The organism is Micromonospora inaquosa, assembly GCF_003857055.1.
GTDB classification, from domain to species: domain Bacteria; phylum Actinomycetota; class Actinomycetes; order Mycobacteriales; family Micromonosporaceae; genus Micromonospora; species Micromonospora inaquosa.
This window is the reverse complement of sequence record NZ_QGSZ01000338.1, coordinates 1-18190: the sequence shown is the minus strand read 5'-3', so window position 1 is coordinate 18190 and position 18190 is coordinate 1. Positions and strand designations below refer to the sequence as shown.

At 70.3% G+C, this 18190-nt stretch carries 11 protein-coding genes; 3 read left to right on the top strand and 8 right to left on the bottom strand.

Annotated elements, in window-relative coordinates:
- Nucleotides 1-28 precede the first annotated feature (28 nt).
- Nucleotides 29-1993 carry a penicillin-binding transpeptidase domain-containing protein gene (locus DLJ59_RS30860; protein ID WP_124777151.1) on the bottom strand — a complete coding sequence of 655 codons (1965 nt, stop codon included), beginning with the start codon at nucleotides 1991-1993 and terminating at the stop codon, nucleotides 29-31.
- A 289-nt stretch (nucleotides 1994-2282) separates the two neighbouring features.
- Here DLJ59_RS30860 and DLJ59_RS30855 point away from each other — a divergent pair, with 289 nt between their 5' ends.
- Nucleotides 2283-7364 (top strand): NAD-glutamate dehydrogenase, encoded by a 5082-nt coding sequence (locus tag DLJ59_RS30855; protein WP_124777149.1) that lies wholly within the window; start codon nucleotides 2283-2285, stop codon nucleotides 7362-7364.
- Between the two features lie 73 nt (nucleotides 7365-7437).
- Here the strand turns inward: DLJ59_RS30855 and DLJ59_RS30850 are convergent, their stop codons facing one another.
- Nucleotides 7438-8136: a class F sortase gene (locus DLJ59_RS30850; protein ID WP_124777147.1), complete on the bottom strand. Its 699-nt coding sequence runs from the start codon at nucleotides 8134-8136 to the stop codon at nucleotides 7438-7440.
- Nucleotide 8137: 1 nt separating this feature from the next.
- On the bottom strand, nucleotides 8138-9166 hold the full coding sequence (locus DLJ59_RS30845) for a hypothetical protein (protein WP_124777145.1): 1029 nt from the start codon (nucleotides 9164-9166) through the stop codon (nucleotides 8138-8140).
- 600 nt (nucleotides 9167-9766) lie between these two features.
- Between DLJ59_RS30845 and DLJ59_RS30840 the strand changes: the two genes are divergently transcribed.
- Nucleotides 9767-11470 (top strand): glycoside hydrolase family 6 protein, encoded by a 1704-nt coding sequence (locus tag DLJ59_RS30840; protein WP_124777143.1) that lies wholly within the window; start codon nucleotides 9767-9769, stop codon nucleotides 11468-11470.
- A gap of 121 nt (nucleotides 11471-11591) precedes the next feature.
- On the opposite strand, the gene DLJ59_RS30835 is transcribed toward DLJ59_RS30840, so the two are convergent.
- The 5 genes from DLJ59_RS30835 to DLJ59_RS30815 all read right to left on the bottom strand — a co-directional run bounded on the left by DLJ59_RS30835 (nucleotide 11592) and on the right by DLJ59_RS30815 (nucleotide 15876).
- Nucleotides 11592-11978, bottom strand: a complete 387-nt coding sequence (locus DLJ59_RS30835; RefSeq protein WP_124777140.1) for a hypothetical protein — start codon at nucleotides 11976-11978, stop codon at nucleotides 11592-11594.
- 83 nt (nucleotides 11979-12061) lie between these two features.
- Nucleotides 12062-12370 carry a hypothetical protein gene (locus DLJ59_RS30830; protein ID WP_124777137.1) on the bottom strand — a complete coding sequence of 103 codons (309 nt, stop codon included), beginning with the start codon at nucleotides 12368-12370 and terminating at the stop codon, nucleotides 12062-12064.
- A 16-nt stretch (nucleotides 12371-12386) separates the two neighbouring features.
- Nucleotides 12387-14045 (bottom strand): sodium:solute symporter family protein, encoded by a 1659-nt coding sequence (locus DLJ59_RS30825; RefSeq protein WP_124777134.1) that lies wholly within the window; start codon nucleotides 14043-14045, stop codon nucleotides 12387-12389.
- A gap of 197 nt (nucleotides 14046-14242) precedes the next feature.
- On the bottom strand, nucleotides 14243-15271 hold the full coding sequence (locus DLJ59_RS30820; protein WP_124777131.1) for a hypothetical protein: 1029 nt from the start codon (nucleotides 15269-15271) through the stop codon (nucleotides 14243-14245).
- Nucleotides 15272-15282: 11 nt separating this feature from the next.
- Entirely contained in the window at nucleotides 15283-15876 is a 594-nt protein-coding gene (locus DLJ59_RS30815) for a hypothetical protein (protein WP_124777153.1), read from the bottom strand.
- A 328-nt stretch (nucleotides 15877-16204) separates the two neighbouring features.
- Between DLJ59_RS30815 and DLJ59_RS30810 the strand changes: the two genes are divergently transcribed.
- Nucleotides 16205-18190 (top strand): sensor histidine kinase (locus DLJ59_RS30810; RefSeq protein ID WP_148096984.1); only part of this gene is annotated, 1986 nt, incomplete at its 3' end.

Genomic DNA, 18190 nt, shown 5'->3' with positions numbered 1-18190 from the left:
GCGGGGCGGGCGGGGGCGGGGTGCCGGGTCAGCTGGTGGGGAGGGCGCGGAGGAAGCGCTCGGCGATCGGAACGGCCGAGGCGGTGCTCGCCCCGCCCTTCTCCACGAAAACGGCGAACGCCACGTCGCCCCGCCAGCCGACGAACCAGGCGTGGGTGTGGGCCGGGTTGTCGTCGTACTCGGCGGTGCCGGTCTTGCCGTACACCTCGCCCGGCACATCCTTGAGCGCGCTGCCGGTGCCGGCGGTGACCACCTGGCGCATCATCGTGCGCAGCGCCGCGACGGATTCCGGCTTGAGTTGCTCACCCACCGGAGCCGGCCTGGCCGGCGCCGGGTCGATGAGCAGCTTCGGCTGCTCGAAGCGGCCTCGCGCGACGGCGGCGGTGGCGCCGGCCATGGCGAGCGGGCTGACCAGCGTGGTGCCCTGCCCGAACGACGCCGCGGCCTGCTCGGCCGGGCTGCCGCCCGTCGAGACCTTGCCGGTGAACGCGTCCGTGCCGAGGTCCCATTGACCCTCCAGGCCCAGCGTGCGGCCCGCCGCGGCCAGCCCGTCACCGCCGAGCTTCGGTGCCAGCGAGGCGAACGCCGTGTTGCAGGACTTGGCGAAGTCGGTGCGGAACGGCACCGAGCCGAGCTCGAAATTGTCCGAGTTCTTGAAGGACCGGCCGTCCACGGTGAAGGTCTTCGGGCAGGCCACCGGCCCGTCCAGCGTGACCGCGCCCCGGTCCAGCAGGCCCAGCGTGCTGACCATCTTGAACGTGGAACCCGGGGGCACCTGGGCGTCGAAGGCCAGATTCTCCCCGGCCGGGCCGGGACCGTTCGCCGCGGCGAGCACGGCACCGTCGCTGACCCGGAGCGCCACCAGGGCGGATCGGCGCGGCTCGGCGCGCAGCGCCCCGTCGGCCGCGTTCTGAACGGCGACGTCCAGCGTGGTCTTCAACGCCTGACCGGGCTGCGGCTCCCGGCGGAACAGTTCGGTGCCGGTGGGTTCGAGCTTGCCGCCCTCGGCCGGACGCTCGACCACCACTGTCAGCCCGGGGCCGCCGCGCAGCCGTTCGTCGTAGCGGCCCTGCAGCCCGCCGTGCCCCACCAGGTCGCCGACGACGTACCGGTCGGGGTGTGCGGCGAGGTCGTCGGCCTGGGCCGGGTCGACCGTGCCGAGCAGCGCGCGGGCGAACTCGCGGGTGGGCGCCAGGTCGATCTTGTCGGAGATGAACTTGGTGCCGGGCAGGTCGTAGATCCGGGGTTTGATCTGCCGGTACGCCTCCTCGCGCAGCGACACCACCTCGACGAAGGCACCCGGCTCGGCCTCGGCCACCCGCTCGGGCAGGTCGGCCAGGTCGACGCCGGGGACCAGCGCCGGGCGGATGGCCTTGAACGCCGCGTCGAGGTCCTTGACGAGCTTCTTGAGGTCGGCGACCCCGTTGGGTTGGACACCCACCCGGACGACCGGGCGCGGGGTGACGAGCGGCTTCCCGGCATTGTCAAGCACTCCGGCGCGGGCACCGGCGTCGCGGCGCAGCGCCAACCGGTCGCCCTTGGTGAGCTGTTCGTGGACCACCGTCGGCTCCCAGATCACCTGCCACTGGTCGTCGTCACCGTGGGCGAGGCGCACCTCCCGGTCGTACGCCCAGCTGGTCTGACCGGGAAGGGCCCACTCCACCCGCACCGTCGTGGTCGCGATGTCCTTCGTGATCTTCGGCTCACCGTGACGCGTCAGCGTGGGCGGGGTGGCCGCCAGCTCGCCGGAGAGATCCTTGATCTCGCGAACCACGTCGGCCGACGGCAGCTTCGCGCCCAGCGGGTCGATCAGACCGACCGACTGGAGATCACCGCTGCGCCAGCCCGCGAGGAAGGCGTCCACGGTGCGCTGTGGCCCGTCGTCAGCCGAGCAACCGACCAGGACGCCCGCCGCGAGCAGCGCCGCGGTGACGGCGGCGGCCAGGCGGCGCGCGGGGTTCGGCCGATGGGGCCGGGGGTACGACAAAGCCATGAAGCTGGTCCTTCCGATCTCGGACTGCCCTCGCACGGTAGTACGCGAACGGTGTCCCCAACGTCCCCCAGGTGTTCGGCCACGCTCAAAGACGGGCCGCGCCCGTGTGATGAACATCGCGTGGCGGGGTATCCCGAAGCCGGCCAACCTCGGACCCGCAACGGGTGAAAGGACAAAGTCCCGATCCGGACGTCTGGCCAGTGGTCCGCCGACGAAGGCGCAGAGCGGCAGGGCCTAGGCTGGGCGGCAGAGTGACCCACAACGCGGTGGGTCGAGGGGAGTGGCACCGATGGACCGGCGTCCGGCGATCAAACCGGAACCCGACCTCCGGCCGGAGGACTCCGGCCGGGACGATGACAGCTTCGATTCGGCGACCGACGGGGACGGCTACGGCCGGCTCGACACGGGAGTCACGGGGCTGACCGGGTCGAGCATCGACACCATCTACGATCTGGGCCTGCCGACCGAGGCGTTGGCCGACGACGTGGAGGATGCCGAGCTCGACGAACCCGTTCCCAACGCGGAGCGCCTGGTGGCCCAGGCCGTTGCGCTCGCGGGGGACGACCACGACGCGGCGACACTTGTCGGCCGTTTCTGGCGGTTCGCCCCGGACGAGGAGCTGGTCGGCTTCACGGCGGAGGAAATGCTCGACGCGGCCCGGGCTCACCGGGACCTCGCCCAGCAGCGGGTGCCTGGCGAATTGAAGCTGCGGATCCACGAACCGCACGCGGACCAGCACCACACGGTCGTCGAGATCGTCACGGACGACATGCCGTTCCTGGTCGACTCGGTGACGGCGCTGCTCAACTCGTACCACCTCGACGTGCACCTGCTGGTGCACCCGCTGGTGGTGGTGCGGCGTGAGCCCCTCGGCCGGCTCACCGAGGTTTCCGCGGATGTGGAGCCGGACGACGCGATCGCCGGCGACATCATCGAGAGCTGGATGCGGATCGAGATCGACCCGGTCCGGGACGCGGCCGAGCGGGACCGGTTGCGCCGCGAGTTGCAGCGGGTGCTCACCGATGTGCGGGAGGCGGTGGAGGACTGGCCGAAGATGCGTCAGCGTGCCCTCGCGCTCGCCGACGAGCTCGCCTCGGCCCGCACCTCCGACAACCGCCCACCGGTGCCGGAGAAGGACATCACCGACTCGGTGGAGCTGCTGCGGTGGCTCGCCCACGACCACTTCACCTTCCTCGGTTACCGCGAGTACCGGTTGGTGGACGTGCCCGGCGGGGACAACGCGGACCCGGTCGACGGCCAGGCCCTCGAAGCGGTCCTCGGCACCGGTCTGGGCATCCTGCGCTCCGATTCGCCGGAGGCGCGGTCGCTGGCCTCGATGACGCCCGAGGCGCACGAGAAGGTGCTGGAGAAGCGCCTGCTCATCATCACCAAGGCCAACTCCCGGGCAACCGTGCACCGCTCGGCGTACCTGGACTACATCGGCTTCAAGATCTTCAACTCCGCCGGTGAGGTGATCGGTGAGCGGCGCTTCCTGGGCCTGTTCTCGACGGCCGCGTACCGGACCAGCGTCCGCGAGCTGCCGGTGGTCCGCCGCAAGGTGGCCGAGGTACTGGACCGCTCCGGCCTGAGCCAGCGCAGCCACTCGGGCAAGGATCTGATCCAGATCCTGGAGACCTACCCGCGCGACGAGCTGTTCCAGATCAAGACCGACGATCTGTACCACGCGGTGATCGGCGTGCTGCGGATGGCCGGCCGCCGGCAACTGCGGGTGTTCCTGCGCCGCGACGCGTACGGGCGGTTCATCTCCTGCCTGATCTACCTGCCCCGGGACCGGTTCACCACCCAGAACCGGCTGCGCATGCAGGACATCCTGCTGCGTGAGCTGAACGGCGTCGGGGTGGATTACACCACCCGGGTCACCGAGTCGATGCTGGCTCGGGTGCACTTCATCGTGCGTACCGACCCGACCCGGCCACCCGGCGACATCGACGCCGACCTGCTGGCCGAGGAGTTGGCCGACGCCACCCGACTCTGGGACGACGACTACCGGTTGGTGTTGGAGCGCAAGCTCGGCGACGAGCAGGCCAAGCACCTGTTCACCCGGTACGCCGACGCGTTCCCGGAGGGCTACAAGGACGGGCACACGCCGTACGAGGCGATGAAGGACCTGGCGAAGCTGGAGCTGCTGGAGGAGCCCGGCCAGCTGGAGATGCACCTGTTCCGCAAGCAGTTGGCGCCCCGGCCCGGCACCCGGGTGCCGGGTGCGGACCTGGCCGAGGCGATGGACGTCCGGTTCAAGGTCTACCGGTACGGCGAGCCGATGATGCTCTCCGCCGTGCTCCCGGTGCTGCACTCGCTCGGCGTGCGGGTGGTCGACGAGCACCCGTACGAGGTGGACCGGATCGACGGTCGGGTCTACCTGTACGACTTCGGCCTCATGCTGCCCGAAGGGCACCAGGAACTGGCCGAGGTGCGCCCGCACGTGGAGAACGCCTTCGCGGCGGCCTGGCGCGGCGAGGCCGAGGTGGACCGGTTCAACGAGCTGGTGCTGCGCGGCGGGCTGACCTGGCGGCAGGTGGTGGTGCTGCGGGCGTACGCGAAGTACCTGCGGCAGGCCGGCACGGTCTTCTCGCAGGACTACATGGAGCAGACCTTCATCGCGTACCCGAAGCTCGCCGCGTTGCTGGTGGAACTCTTCGAGACCCGGTTCGCGCCGGGCGAGTTGAGCACCGAGCAGCGGCAGCAGCGCAGCGGTGAGCTGGTGGAGACGATCCGGGGCGCGCTGGACGACGTGGCGAGCCTCGACCAGGATCGGATCCTGCGCTCGTATCTGACGTTGATCGAGGCGACCCTGCGGACCAGCTTCTACCAGAAGCGCGCCGACGGGCGGCCGAAGGCGTACGTGGCGTTCAAGCTCGACCCGCAGGCCATTCCGGACCTGCCCGCGCCGCGGCCGAAGTTCGAGATCTTCGTCTACTCGCCCCGGTTCGAGGGTGTGCACCTGCGGTTCGGGCCGGTGGCCCGGGGCGGGTTGCGCTGGTCCGACCGTCGGGAGGACTTCCGTACCGAGGTGCTGGGCCTGGTCAAGGCGCAGATGGTGAAGAACACCGTGATCGTGCCGGTCGGCGCCAAGGGCGGCTTCGTGTTGAAGCAGAAGCCGGGTGACCGGGACGAGGCGGTCGCCTGCTACCAGGAGTTCGTCGGCGCGATGCTGGACGTCACCGACAACATCGTCAGCGGGCAGATCGTGCCGCCCGAGGACGTGGTCCGGCACGACGGGGACGACCCGTACCTGGTGGTGGCGGCCGACAAGGGCACCGCGACGTTCTCGGACATCGCCAACGAGATCTCCAAGGCCCACAACTTCTGGATGGGCGACGCGTTCGCGTCCGGCGGTTCCGCCGGCTACGACCACAAGAAGATGGGCATCACCGCCCGGGGTGCCTGGGAGTCGGTCAAGCGGCACTTCCGGGAGCTGGGCCTGGACACCCAGACCCAGGACTTCACCGTCGTCGGCGTCGGCGACATGTCCGGCGACGTGTTCGGCAACGGGATGCTGCTCTCCGAGCACATCCGGCTGGTGGCCGCCTTCGACCACCGGCACATCTTCCTCGACCCGGACCCGGACGCCGCCACCTCGTACGCGGAGCGTCGGCGGCTGTTCGACCTGCCCCGTTCCTCCTGGGAGGACTACAACCCGGAGCTGATCTCGGCCGGGGGCGGCATCTACTCGCGTACCGCGAAGTCCATTCCGATCACGCCGCAGGTCCGGGCGGTGATCGGCCTGGACGACGACGTCACGCAGCTGTCGCCGCAGGAGCTGATGAAGGCGATCGTCACCGCCCCGGTGGACCTGTTCTGGAACGGCGGCATCGGCACCTACGTCAAGGCGTCCAGCCAGACCAACGCCGAGGTGGGCGACAAGTCCAACGACGCGATCCGGGTGGACGGGCGCAGCCTGCGCTGCCGGGTGGCGGGCGAGGGCGGCAACCTGGGCTGGACCCAGCTCGGCCGGATCGAGTACGCGTTGACCGGTGGCCGGATCTACACGGACTTCATCGACAACGCGGCAGGGGTGGACACCTCCGACCACGAGGTGAACATCAAGATCCTGCTCAACACGGCGGTGGCCGATGGGGAGCTGACCACGGCCGAGCGGGACGAGCTGCTGGCCGGGATGACCGACGAGGTCGCGGAGCTGGTGCTGCGGGACAACTACGACCAGGCCCGGGCGATCAACAACGCGCAGGCCCAGGCCGCTTCGTTGCTCCCTGTGCACCGCCGGATGATCAGCGAGCTGGAGCGTTCGGGCGGGTTGGACCGGGCCCTGGAGGCGTTGCCGCCGGACGAGGAGCTGGCGGTCCGCGGCGAGTCTGGGCTGACCGCACCGGAGTTCGCGGTGCTGCTCGCCTACGTGAAGATCGTCCTGGAGCGGGAGATCCTCACCGAGGGGTTGGCCGACGAGGAGTGGACGACCGACGTTCTGGTCAACTACTTCCCGACGCCGATGCGCGAACGGTTCGCCGACCGGATGGGCCGGCACCGGCTGCGCCGGGACATCGTCACCACCGTGCTGGTCAACGAGGCGATCAACCGGGGTGGCATCTCGTTCATCTTCCGGGTGGTCGAGGAGACGGCGGCCAGCGCGGCAGACGTGATCCGGGCGTACGTGGTGGTCAGCGAGGTGTTCGGCCTGCGCGACCTGTGGGACGCGGTCGAGGCGCTGGACAACAAGGTGGCGCCGGAGCTGCAGACCAGCGTCTACCTGGACACCCGCCGGTTGCTCGACCGGGCCGTGCGGTGGCTGGTCTCCAACCGGCGCTCGCCGATCGACGTGCCGGCCGAGATCGCCCGGCTGCGGGACGGTGTCACCCGACTGCTGCCGGGGCTGGATGAGCTGTTCTACGGCAACGAGCGCCAGGGCCTCGCCGCCCACATGGACTCGATGACCGAGCGTGGGCTGCCCCGCGATCTGGCGGAGCGGGCGACCCGGCTGATGTACAGCTTCGGCCTGATGGACGTGGTGGAGACCGCGAACGCCAGCGGGCGGGACGTCAGCGAAGTGGCCTCGGTCTACTTCGTGCTGTCCGACCTGTTCCGGGTGGACTCGCTGCTGTCGAAGATCTCCCTGCTGCCGCGGGAGGACCGTTGGCAGACTCTGGCCCGGATGGCGCTGCGGTACGACCTGTACGCCGCCCTGGCCGCGCTCACCGCGGAGGTGCTCGACTCCACCCCGGGCGATCTGCCGCCGCACGAGCGGGTGCAGCAGTGGGAGCAGTCGAACGCCACTTCCATCCACCGCGCCCGGCGGGCGATGGGGGAGTTCGACGAGTCGCGGGCGGACCTCGCCGCGCTGTCGGTGCTGCTGCGCCAGATCCGCACCCTGGTGCGGACCTCCGCAGCCGCCTGAGTCAGGTACGCCGGACACGGTCCGGCCGGTCGGGTCACCCCGACCGGCCGGACCGCGTTTCGTTCGTCGCGGCTCACGCCGCCATGGTCGCGAAGACCACGATGTTGTCCGGGTAGCTCTTCGCGGCCTCGTCGAACTGACCGCCGCAGGTGACCACCCGCAGGCTGGGCCGGTCGCTCGGCCCGTACACCAACTCGGTGGGGAAGGCCGTCTTCGGGTACGACTTCACCGAGTCGACGGTGAAGGTGACCGGGACTCCGTCGGCGCGGCGCACGGTGATGGTGTCGCCGGGGGTGAGAGCGCCGAGGTCGAAGAAGACGGCAGGGCCGAGCACCGCCGAGTCCACGTGCCCGACGATGACCGCGTTACCCGTCTCGCCGGGGCTCGCACCGGGCTCGTACCACCCGGCCTGGTCGGCCTGGTCCAGCGCGGGGACCTGGACGGTGCCGTCCGGGTTGGTGCCCAACGACATGATCGTCGCGTCGACACCGATGCGGGGGATCTCGATGCTGGTCGGCGCCGAGCGGGCCAGCCCTGTCGGCGCGTCCCCGATCGGCTGCCCGTCGACTGGCGGGGCGTCGTCGGCGGTGGTCGGCGGCCCGGTGACCTCAGGGCCGGCCTGAGCCAACGGCTGCGGCGGTCGGGGAGCGGGTGTGTCCTTCAGACTGGCGCCGATCATTCCGGCGCCGATCATGGCCATGGTGACGACGACAGCCGTGCCGGCGGCACGCCACGGTTTCCCGCGACGGCCGCCGGCCGGTGTCGTCGTCACGTCAGACGAGCGAACCATCGGTCCGCCGACGACGCATCAGCACGATCCCGCCCAGCGCGGCAGCGCCGAGCAGGCCCGCCCCGCCGGTGGCCAGACCCCGGTCGGTGCCGGTGCTGACGCCACCGTCACCACCGTCGACGCCGCCGTGCGGCAGCACGACGAGCTCGCCCTCGCCGCAGGAGCCCTTCAGCTCGTAGCGACCCGGCTTGGCGTCCTTGTCGACCTTGGCTTCGCCGTAGTAGACGAACTCGCGCTCCTTGTCCCAGTCACGCTTGTCCGAGCCGTGCTCGTCCTTGGACTCCCAGCCCTTGTCGGAGCCGTACTCGGAGCCGTGCTCGTCCTTGGACTCCCAGCCCTTGTCGGAGCCGTACTCGGAGCCGTGCTCGTCCTTGGACTCCCAGCCCTTGTCGGAGCCGTACTCGGAGCCGTGCTCGTCCTTGGACTCCCAGTCCTTCTTGTCGCCGCTGTCTTCGGCGTCCTGGCCGTGCTCCTCGCCCTTCCAGTCCTTGCTGTCCTCGTCGGCATAGGCGTCGGCGGCGGCGCCGCCACCCTGGCCGCCCTTGCCGTTTTCGTCCTTGCCCTTGTCGTCCTTGCCGTTCTCGTCCTTGCCCTTGTCGTCCTTGCCGTTTTCGTCCTTGCCCTCGTGGTCCTTGCCCTTGTCGTCCTTGCCGTTCTCGTCCTTGCCCTCGTGGTCCTTGCCGTTTTCGTCCTTGCCGTGCTCGTCCTTGCCCTTGTCGTGGTCCGAGGAGTCCTCCTCCTCGCGCCAGTCGCGGTCCTCGCCCCGGTCTTCATGCGCCGGCTTGAGCTTGACCTTGCCGGTGACCTTGGACCACACGTACGCGTGCTCCTGCCGATCCGGGCAGATCTCGAGGAGCTTGACCTCGTCGCCGGCCTTCACGACGTGCGGCTTGGCGTAGACCTTGCCGTCGTCGTGGCCGTCGGCGAACGCGATCCCCGGTGCGAACACCAGGAGCGACGCGCCGCCGAGCGCGGCGCCCGCAACGACCTTCCCGAGCATCTTCTTAGCCATGACCTGCGTCACTCCATCCCTGTTGTCCTGAGCTCGGCGACAACCGAGCTAAGACCGACGTTAGACGGTTTCATGACTTATGAAGTGAAAGATTCGCGTTTTGACCTTTGCTCCGAGTAAGAGGTGAAGGGCTGCTACGCGGCTTTCGCCGCGTCGATCGTCGTGTGCGACGGCACGGGACCTTGTGGGTGCGGCACGGCGTTCTGAGGTCGTCATGCCCGGCCCGCCCCGGTCATCCGGTACCGGTGGTTCCGGGTCGGCCCGTGCCGCTCGGGTGAGCTCGGGGGTATCGTCCGAAACGGCTCCGGCAACGCATCGAGCCATTGCCATGGAAGCGCTCCCATGCAAGAATCGGCGAACGCGGTTCAGAGAGCCACACCGTGCAGGCAGGGAGTCGAGGGCACCCGGTTCGTCGGGCGACATCCCGCCGCCGATCGACCGGCCGCCGCATGGGCCGGGCACCACCACCACCATCGCCCGTCCGGGTCGGGCGCCCCCGAAGAATCCCGTTGGCGCCGACGGTCGTCCGTGCAGGACGCCCATCGGGCCGTCCCGCCGGGCCGTACGTGGGCCCGGTTCTCGCCCAAGGAGATCAGTGGCATGAATGTGTGGAGAAGGCTAACCGGCCCACGCCGGGCCCTCGCGCTCGCCGGCGCGGGTGCCCTGGTCGCCGGTGGGCTCGTAACGATTCCGGTCACCGCGGCGCAGGCCGCGACGCAGTGCGACATCGCATACACGAGCAATGACTGGCCCGGCGGTTTCACCGCGAACGTCACCATCAAGAACGTCGGCGACCCGCTGAACGGCTGGACGCTGGGCTGGACCTTCCCCAACTCCAGCCAGCGGGTGCAGCAGGGCTGGTCGGCCACGTTCACCCAGTCCGGCAGCCAGGTCACCGCCCGGAGCATGTCCTACAACGGCACCCTGGCCACCGGCGCGTCGACGAGCATCGGCTTCAACGGCGCGTGGAGCGGCAGCAACCCGAAGCCGACCTCGTTCACCCTGAACGGCGTGGTCTGCAACGGTGGCACCACCCCGCCGACCGGCAGCAAGGTCGACAACCCGTACGTCGGGGTGCGCGGCTACGTGAACCCGGAGTGGAAGGCCAAGGCGGACGCCGAGGCTGGCGGAAGCCGGGTCTCCAACAACCCCACCGCCGTCTGGCTGGACCGGATCGCCGCGATCAACGGCACGCCGGACAGCAGCTCCAACGGCGCCTTCGGAGTGAAGGACCACCTGGACGAGGCGCTGCGCCAGGGCGCCGGTTACATCCAGTTCGTGATCTACAACCTGCCCGGCCGGGACTGCTCCGCGCTCGCCTCCAACGGTGAGCTGGGCCCGGACGAGTTGCCGAAGTACAAGGCCGAGTACATCGACCCGATCGCCGCGATCCAGGGCGACTCGAAGTACAGCAGCCTGCGGATCATCAACATCATCGAGATCGACTCGCTGCCGAACCTGGTCACCAACACGTCCGATCAGGCTGGCGGCACGGTCATGTGCGACACGGTCAAGGCCAACGGCGCGTACGTCAACGGTGTCGGCTACGCCCTCGCCAAGCTGGGCGCGATCGGCAACGTCTACAACTACATCGACGCTGGTCACCACGGCTGGCTCGGTTGGGACTCCAACTTCGTCCCGACCTCCAACATCCTGAAGACCGCCGCGGTCGCCTCCGGCAGCACTGTCAACAACGTGCACGGGTTCATCACCAACACCGCGAACTACTCGGCGCTGCAGGAGCCGTACTTCAAGGTCACTGACAACGTGAACGGCCAGACGGTGCGGCAGTCCAAGTGGGTCGACTGGAACTTCTACGTCGACGAGTTGTCCTTCGCCCAGGCATTCCGCAACCAGCTGGTCTCGGTGGGCTTCAACTCCAACATCGGCATGCTGATCGACACGTCCCGCAACGGTTGGGGTGGCTCCGCCCGGCCCACCGGCCCGGGCGCGATGACCAGCGTGGACACGTACGTCAACGGAGGCCGCATCGACCGCCGGGCCCACCTCGGCAACTGGTGCAACCAGGCCGGTGCCGGTCTCGGTGAGCGGCCGCGGGCGAACCCGGCCACGGGTATCGACGCCTACGTCTGGGTGAAGCCGCCGGGTGAGTCGGACGGCTCCAGCGAGGAGATCCCGAACGACGAGGGCAAGGGCTTCGACCGGATGTGCGACCCGACGTACGGCGGCAACGCCCGCAACGGCAACAACCCGTCCGGGGCGCTGGGCGGCGCGCCGATCTCCGGTGCGTGGTTCTCCGCCCAGTTCCAGGAGCTCATGCGCAACGCGTACCCGGCGCTCTGATCGGGTAGCTCACGCACCAACCCGCTGCCAGTGGTTGGTGAGGCACTGTTGGCAGCAGGTTCCCCCCGGGTCCCCGGCTCGACCGTCACAGGTCGGGTCGGGGACCCCCCTTCTGCCCCGGTCAGGGCACGGTGCGTTCGATCGCCGCCGAACCCTGCTCGGCCAGGTCACGGCGAGCCTTGTCCAGGTTCTCCGGCGTCAGGTCCTGGCCGCGGGCCATCACCAGGTCCTCCGGCTCCCAGGGCTGTTCGCCTCCGGTGCGGATGTTGTCGCCGCCCGCGCCGGTGCCCGTCCCGGTCGCCCCGGTGCCGGCAGCGTACGGATCGCCGATCAGCTCGTCGGTGTCCGGTGCGAGGTCGTTTGGTCGGCTGCGAGGTTCGGCGAAGCCCGGGGTGTCCCGGTCGGGGCCACCGCCGGTCCGTAGCTGCGGCACGGTGGCGTCATCGTCCACCGCCGAGGCCACCTCGGGGCTGTCCTCCAACGGCGGTTGGCGATCGCGATCGGTCATGGTGCTGCCTCCTGTGTCCGACACGGTGTCTGATTTCCCCGCGTACCCCTTCGTGCCGCGCTCATGCCGGGCGGCCCGACAGGTCAGGCGCCGGGCTGGTGCTCGTTGGGGGCCGGCGGCTCCGCCGGACGCAGCCACTGCCAGAGCAGCATGAGCAGGCCGAAGACGAGCATCGTCAGCCCGGCCCACAGGTTGATCCGTACGCCTTCGGCCTTGTCGATCTCGGCCCGGCTGTCGAAGATGCCGATCAGCGTCACGATGATCCCGTACGCGACGAAGAGGCCACCGATCACCCGGCGGATGTCGAACAGCCGGGCCGCGGCCGAGCGCCGCTGCTCCACCTGCGTCTCGTCGATCAGCGGGTCCTGTGCCGGCTGGCCATCGTTGCTCATCTGCCGACCCCTTTCCTTAGAAGACCGGGATGTAGAAGAGGGCGGCCAGCGCGACCGCGATCAGACCGAGCAGCACCGGGGAGCGGTACCAGACCGCGTCCCCGGCGAGCACGTCGCCCTTCAGGTCGACGCCGCCCATGCCGTACACCAGCCCGCGCAGCTCCTCGTCGCGCTTGGGTGAGGTGAGCGGGGTGATGATCGCGGCGACCACCACCGCGGTGACGAACGCCAGGCCGGCGCCCCAGAAGCTCTCCTCCAGGTCGGAGTTGAAATCGACAACACCGCCCTTGTAGAGCAGGTAGAGGCTCAGCGACACCAGGGTGCCCAGCAGCAGGGACCAGAAGCCGGCCAGGGCGCTCATCCGCTTCCAGAACATGCCGATGATGAAGGTGGCGAACAGCGGCGCGTTGAAGACGGAGAAGAGCGCCTGGATGTAGTTCATGATGTTGCTGAACCCGGCAGCGATGAACGCGGTGCCGATCCCGATCACCACAGCGGCGACCGTCGCCCACCGGCCGACCCGCAGGTAGTACTCGTCCGACCGGTCACGGCGGATGTACGCCTGCCAGATGTCGTAGGTGAAGACGGTGTTGAAGCCACTCACGTTGGCCGCCATGCCGGCCATGAACGAGGCGAGCAGGCCGGTGACCGCCACCCCGAGCACCCCGTTGGGGAGCAGGTCGCGCATCAGCAGCGGGATGGCGTTGTTGTACTGCAGGTCGCCGCTCTCCGCGCCGAGGCCCTGCACCGTGACCAGGGCAACCAGGCCGGGGATGATCGTGACCAGGGGGATGACCAACTTCGGGTACGCGGCGATGATCGGCGTACGCCGTGCGGCGCTCATGTTCTTGGCCGAGAGGGCCCGCTGCACCTCGGCGAAGTTCGTCGTCCAGTAACCGAACGACAGCACGAAGCCGAGGCCGAAGACGATGCCGATCCAGTGCGCGCCCAGCGGGTTGGCCGTGCTGCCGGTGTCCTGCCACGCGTGCAGGCCCGCCTCGCCGAGTTTGGTGTCGGCGACCGCGTCCATCAGGCCGTTCCACCCGCCGACCTTGACCAGGCCGATCACCGTGACCGGAATGAGGCCGGCGAGGATGACGAAGAACTGGAGCACCTCGTTGTAGATCGCCCCGGACAGGCCGCCGATGGTGATGTACGCCAGCACGATCGCCGCGCCGACCACGATCGCCGTCCAGAGCGGCCAGCCGAGCAGCGCCTGCATGACGAGGGCCAGCGCGTAGAGGTTCACGCCGGCGATCAGCACCTGGGCGACGGCGAAGCTGAGCGCGTTGAGCAGGTGGGTGGGGCGGTTGAATCGCAGCCGCAGGTACTCCGGCACGCTGCGGACCTTGGAGCCGTAGTAGAAGGGCATCATCACGATGCCCAGGAAGACCATCGCCGGGACCGCGCCGATCCAGTAGTAGTGGACCGTCATCACGCCGTACTGGGCCCCGTTCGCGGCCATTCCGATGATCTCCAACGCGCCCAGGTTCGCCGAGACGAAGGCGAGACCGGTCACCCAGGCCGGCAGGGAGCGGCCGGAGAGGAAGAAGTCGACGCTGGTCCGGATCGCCCGGCGGGCGGCGAAGCCGACCCCGAGGACGGTGACGAAGTACAGCGCCAGAATCAGGTAGTCCAGGCCGTTCATGTTGAGCCGAAGACCGTCGCCGTCCATCCCGTCACCCCTCGTCCCGACGTCCCACGCTGATTGCCGCGCGCGCCCTATTACCCCGTCCGAGTGGTTTCAGTCCTGCAGGTGCGTGCTGCCGTGTTCGGACCCCGTTGGGTGGTCTGAGGGGCCGGGCGCCGATCGGCGCGCAAGAGGGCGCCCCGGCCGTGACGGCCGGGGCGCCGGTTTGTTGGTCGGGTGACTCAGCGACCGAGGACGCGGTCCAGGAAGTCCCGGTAGTTGCGGACGGCCATCCGCAGTTGCTCGGTGTCGGCCGAGCCGGCGTCCTGCCACCCGCCCAGCGTGTTCTTCTGCGCGGCCAGTGCCGAGGAGAGGGCCTGGATGGCCTCCTCCACCAGCGACTGCGCCTCGCCGGCAGCCGCCTGCGGGTCGTCGACGAAACGCAGCTGCACGTCCCGCCAGCGGTCCCGGAAGCCCTGCGCGGTGTCCGGTTCGAGGAGCGTGGCCGGCTCGGCGGCGACCGTCGACCCGGCGGGTCGGGATGTTCCGGCGGCCTCCAGCGTGGGGCTGGTGTCATCGCCGGGGACCGGTTCACCGTCCGCATCCGGGTCGACCATCTCCGGTGTCGCGCTGCCGTAGCCGGCCGCGCCCGCCGCGGCGGCGTCCCGATCGCCGGTCAGATCGCCGCGCCGTTCGGGGTCGCCGTTTGTGCTCCCCGGCGGGACGACGGTCCGCGCGGACGTGTCCGCGTCGGAGCGGTCGTCGACGTCCGCGCTGTCGTCGTCGACGTCAGTGTCGCGGCGGTGCAGCTCGGCGGTGGGGTCGGCGCGCAGACCCTCCCGCTCGCCGTCCTCGGCGCCGTCGCCCGGTTGGGCGGTCCGTTCGGCCCGGGGGTCCGGCTGATCCTGCGGGTGCGGGCTGGCCAGCGCGGAGGCGGCCACCGCGTCGGCCACCGTGGTAGCGCCGAACGTGGTCGGCAGCGGCCCCGGCTCGTGGAAACCGCCCTCGTCGGTGGACCGGCCGTCGCGGCGGTGACGCGGGTCGGAGTCGTCGGTCCGCTCGTCGTCGGCCGGGTCGTACGCGGCATCCCGGTCGGTGTCGTCGGCCCGCTCATGGGCGGTGGTCTGGTCGTCGAAGGTGCCCCGATCGTCGAGGGCGTCCTCAGGAACGTCGGAGCGGCCGGCCCGGTCGCCGGCCGGGGCTACCGGCACGGGCGCGGACCGCACGGCCTCCGGGTGGTCGTTGCTCACCTGCTGCTCTTCCTGGCGCATCGGTGGCCTCCTCAGCGGCTCGTGGTGTCATGGTCCGGGTGGTGGCGCTGTTCGGGTGCGTGGTGACCGACCGGCTCCTCGCCCAGCAGGTCGGCGAAGAGCGCGCGGTAGTGCACGACCGCCTGCCGCAGCTCCTCGGTGTTGGCCTCGCCCCGCGAGTTGCGCAGGTGGATCTCGTGCGCGTCCCGGTAGTTGGTCAGGGTGCGGGCGTGCTCGACGGAGAGGTGGGCGATCTGGTCGGAGAAGTCGCCGGTCGGGTAGCCCTGCTCCTCGATGAGCCGGGTGACCAGTTCGTCCGCGTCGCCCACGGTCTCGCCGGGGGAGTCGATGAAGCGGACCTGGAGTTCCTCCCAGGCGGCGGCGTACCGGGCCCGGGACTCCGGGGTGAGTGGGGTGAGCGTGAGCTCGGCGTGCCGGCGTTCCCGGTCGCGCAGCTCGCGCTCGGCGGCGGACCGGCTGTCCTGCTCCGCCACCACCCGGTCGTACTCCGGTCCGAACCGGGTGCGCAGCGCGCGACGGTTGTTGAGCGAGCGGGCGGCCACGGCCAGCGCCGCGACGATCACCAGCACGACGAGCACGATGACGACTATCTGCGTGGGCGACATGGGCTCCTCCTTCGTCATCTGGTATTCCCTCCGCGCAGTGATCGCCAATCCCGATCCGAGGCACTTTCCTGACGAGGGCCCCAACTGCACTAGCTGCCGAAACTTGACTATTTCCAGAAAAACGCGTGGTTGCGGGTTTCAGCCGACCTCTCGGCGCATCCCGGAGCGTCGATGTCGGCGCGACGGGCGGTAGTGCAACCGCCCTTGATTACGTATCCTGCCCAAGGCGCCCGCGCCGGTGCCCGACGAACGGCCGGGCGCGCAGCCGGCCGGAGCGTTGCCCGGCGGTGCCGGCGCCCCTCCTGCCACCCTGTACGGGCGAGGTCTGATGAAAACCCGCGACTGGCCGATCCGCTCGAAGCTGACCGCGTTGGTCGTCGCGCCGGTGACCGCGCTCCTGGCGCTGTGGATCTTCGCGACCACCCTGACCTTCGGTCCCGCCCTGAACCTGCTCTCCGCCCGCACCCTGCTGTACGACCTGGGTCGCCCCGGCGAGACCGTGGTCACCGAGCTGCAACGGGAACGCCGCCTCTCGGTGGTGCAGCTCGCCGGCAACACCGAGCTGCCCGCACTCGCCGAGCAGCGCGGGCGCACCGATCGGGCGGTCGCCGAGCTGCGCCGCCGGGTGGACGGGGAGCCCCTGCGCGACGCCGCTGACGACCTGCTGGAAACCCGGGTCGACCAGCTGGTCACCGCCCTGGCGGCGCTACCCAGCGGGCGGAAGTTCATCGACGACCGCAAGGTGGACCGGTCCGGCGCGCTCAACCTGTACAGCGGCATGGTCTCCGCGGCCTTCCAGGCCTTCGCCGGAATGGCGACCCTGACCGACCCGGACCTCAACCGGCAGGCACTGGCGCTCACCGCGCTGGGTCGATCCCGGGAACTGCTCGGCCAGAGCGACGCGCTGCTGGCCGGCGCGCTGACCGCCGGGCGGTTCGCCGAGGGGGAGCACACCCAGCTCGTACAAGCCATCGGCAACCAGCGGTGGCTCACCGAGAGCGCCGTGGCCGACCTGCCCCAGAGCAGCAGGGTCGCATACCAACGATTGACCGAGGGCGAAGCGTTCACCCGGCTGCACACGATGCAGGACGCGCTGGTCGTACCCAACCGGTCCGGGCGGCCGGCGGTCGACGCGGCGGCCTGGCAGGCCAGCCAGGACGCGGTGCAGCAGCAACTGCGTGACTTCGAACTGTCCGAGGCCGACGCTCTCACCGACCGTTCGGTGCCGATGGCGGTCCGCATCCTGGTGCGGCTGGCCGCCGCCGGCATACTCGGGCTCGTCGCCGTGGTCGTCTCGGTGCTGGTGGCGCTGCGGGTCGGCCGCACCCTGGTCCGGCGGCTCAGCGGCGTCCGCACCGCCGCACTGGAACTGGCCGAGCACCGGCTGCCCGACGTGGTGACCCGGCTGCGCCGTGGCGAGCAGGTCGACGTCGCCCGGGAGGCACCGCCGCTGGAGTACGGCCACGACGAGATCGGCGAGGTCGGGCGCGCCTTCACCGAGGTGCAGCGCACCGCCGTCCAGGCCGCGGTGGACGAGGTCACCCTGCGTCGCGGTCTCAACGAGGTCTTCCTCAACATCGCCCGACGGAGCCAGAGCCTGGTGCATCGTCAGCTGCACCTGCTGGACCGGATGGAGCGGCGCAGCGAGGACCCGGACGAACTGGCCGAGCTGTTCCAGGTCGACCACCTGGCCACCCGACTTCGCCGGCACGCCGAGGACCTGGTCATCCTCGCCGGCTCCGCACCCGGCCGGGGTTGGCGAAACCCGGTCGCGATGGTCGACCTGATCCGCGGCGCGATCTCCGAGGTCGAGGCGTACGAACGGGTGGACGTCACCAACGTGCAGCCGGCCGGCGTGCTGGGGCGGGCGGTCGGCGACGTCATCCACCTGCTCGCCGAGCTGGTCGAGAACGCCACCGCCTTCTCCCCGCCGGACACCCGGGTCACCGTCACCGGGGCGCAGGCGGCCAACGGGTACGCCCTGGAGATCACCGATCAGGGGCTGGGCATGTCCGACGCGGCGCTGGAGACCGCCAACACCCGGCTGGCCAGCTCGCCCGAGTTCGACCCGGCGCAGAGCGCCCGACTCGGCCTGTTCGTGGTGGCCCGGCTGGCGGCCCGGCACGGCGTACGGGTGCGGTTGCGCCCCGCCGAAAAGGGCGGCGTGACCGCCATGGTGCTGCTCCCCGGTGACCTGGTCACCACCGAACCGCCGGCCGGCCCCGACCCTGCCACGCTCGGCCCCGCGTCGGGCGACCCGAGCCGGCGGCTGGTTCGGACGGCGCGCCGGGGCGCGGTGACCCGCCCCCGTACC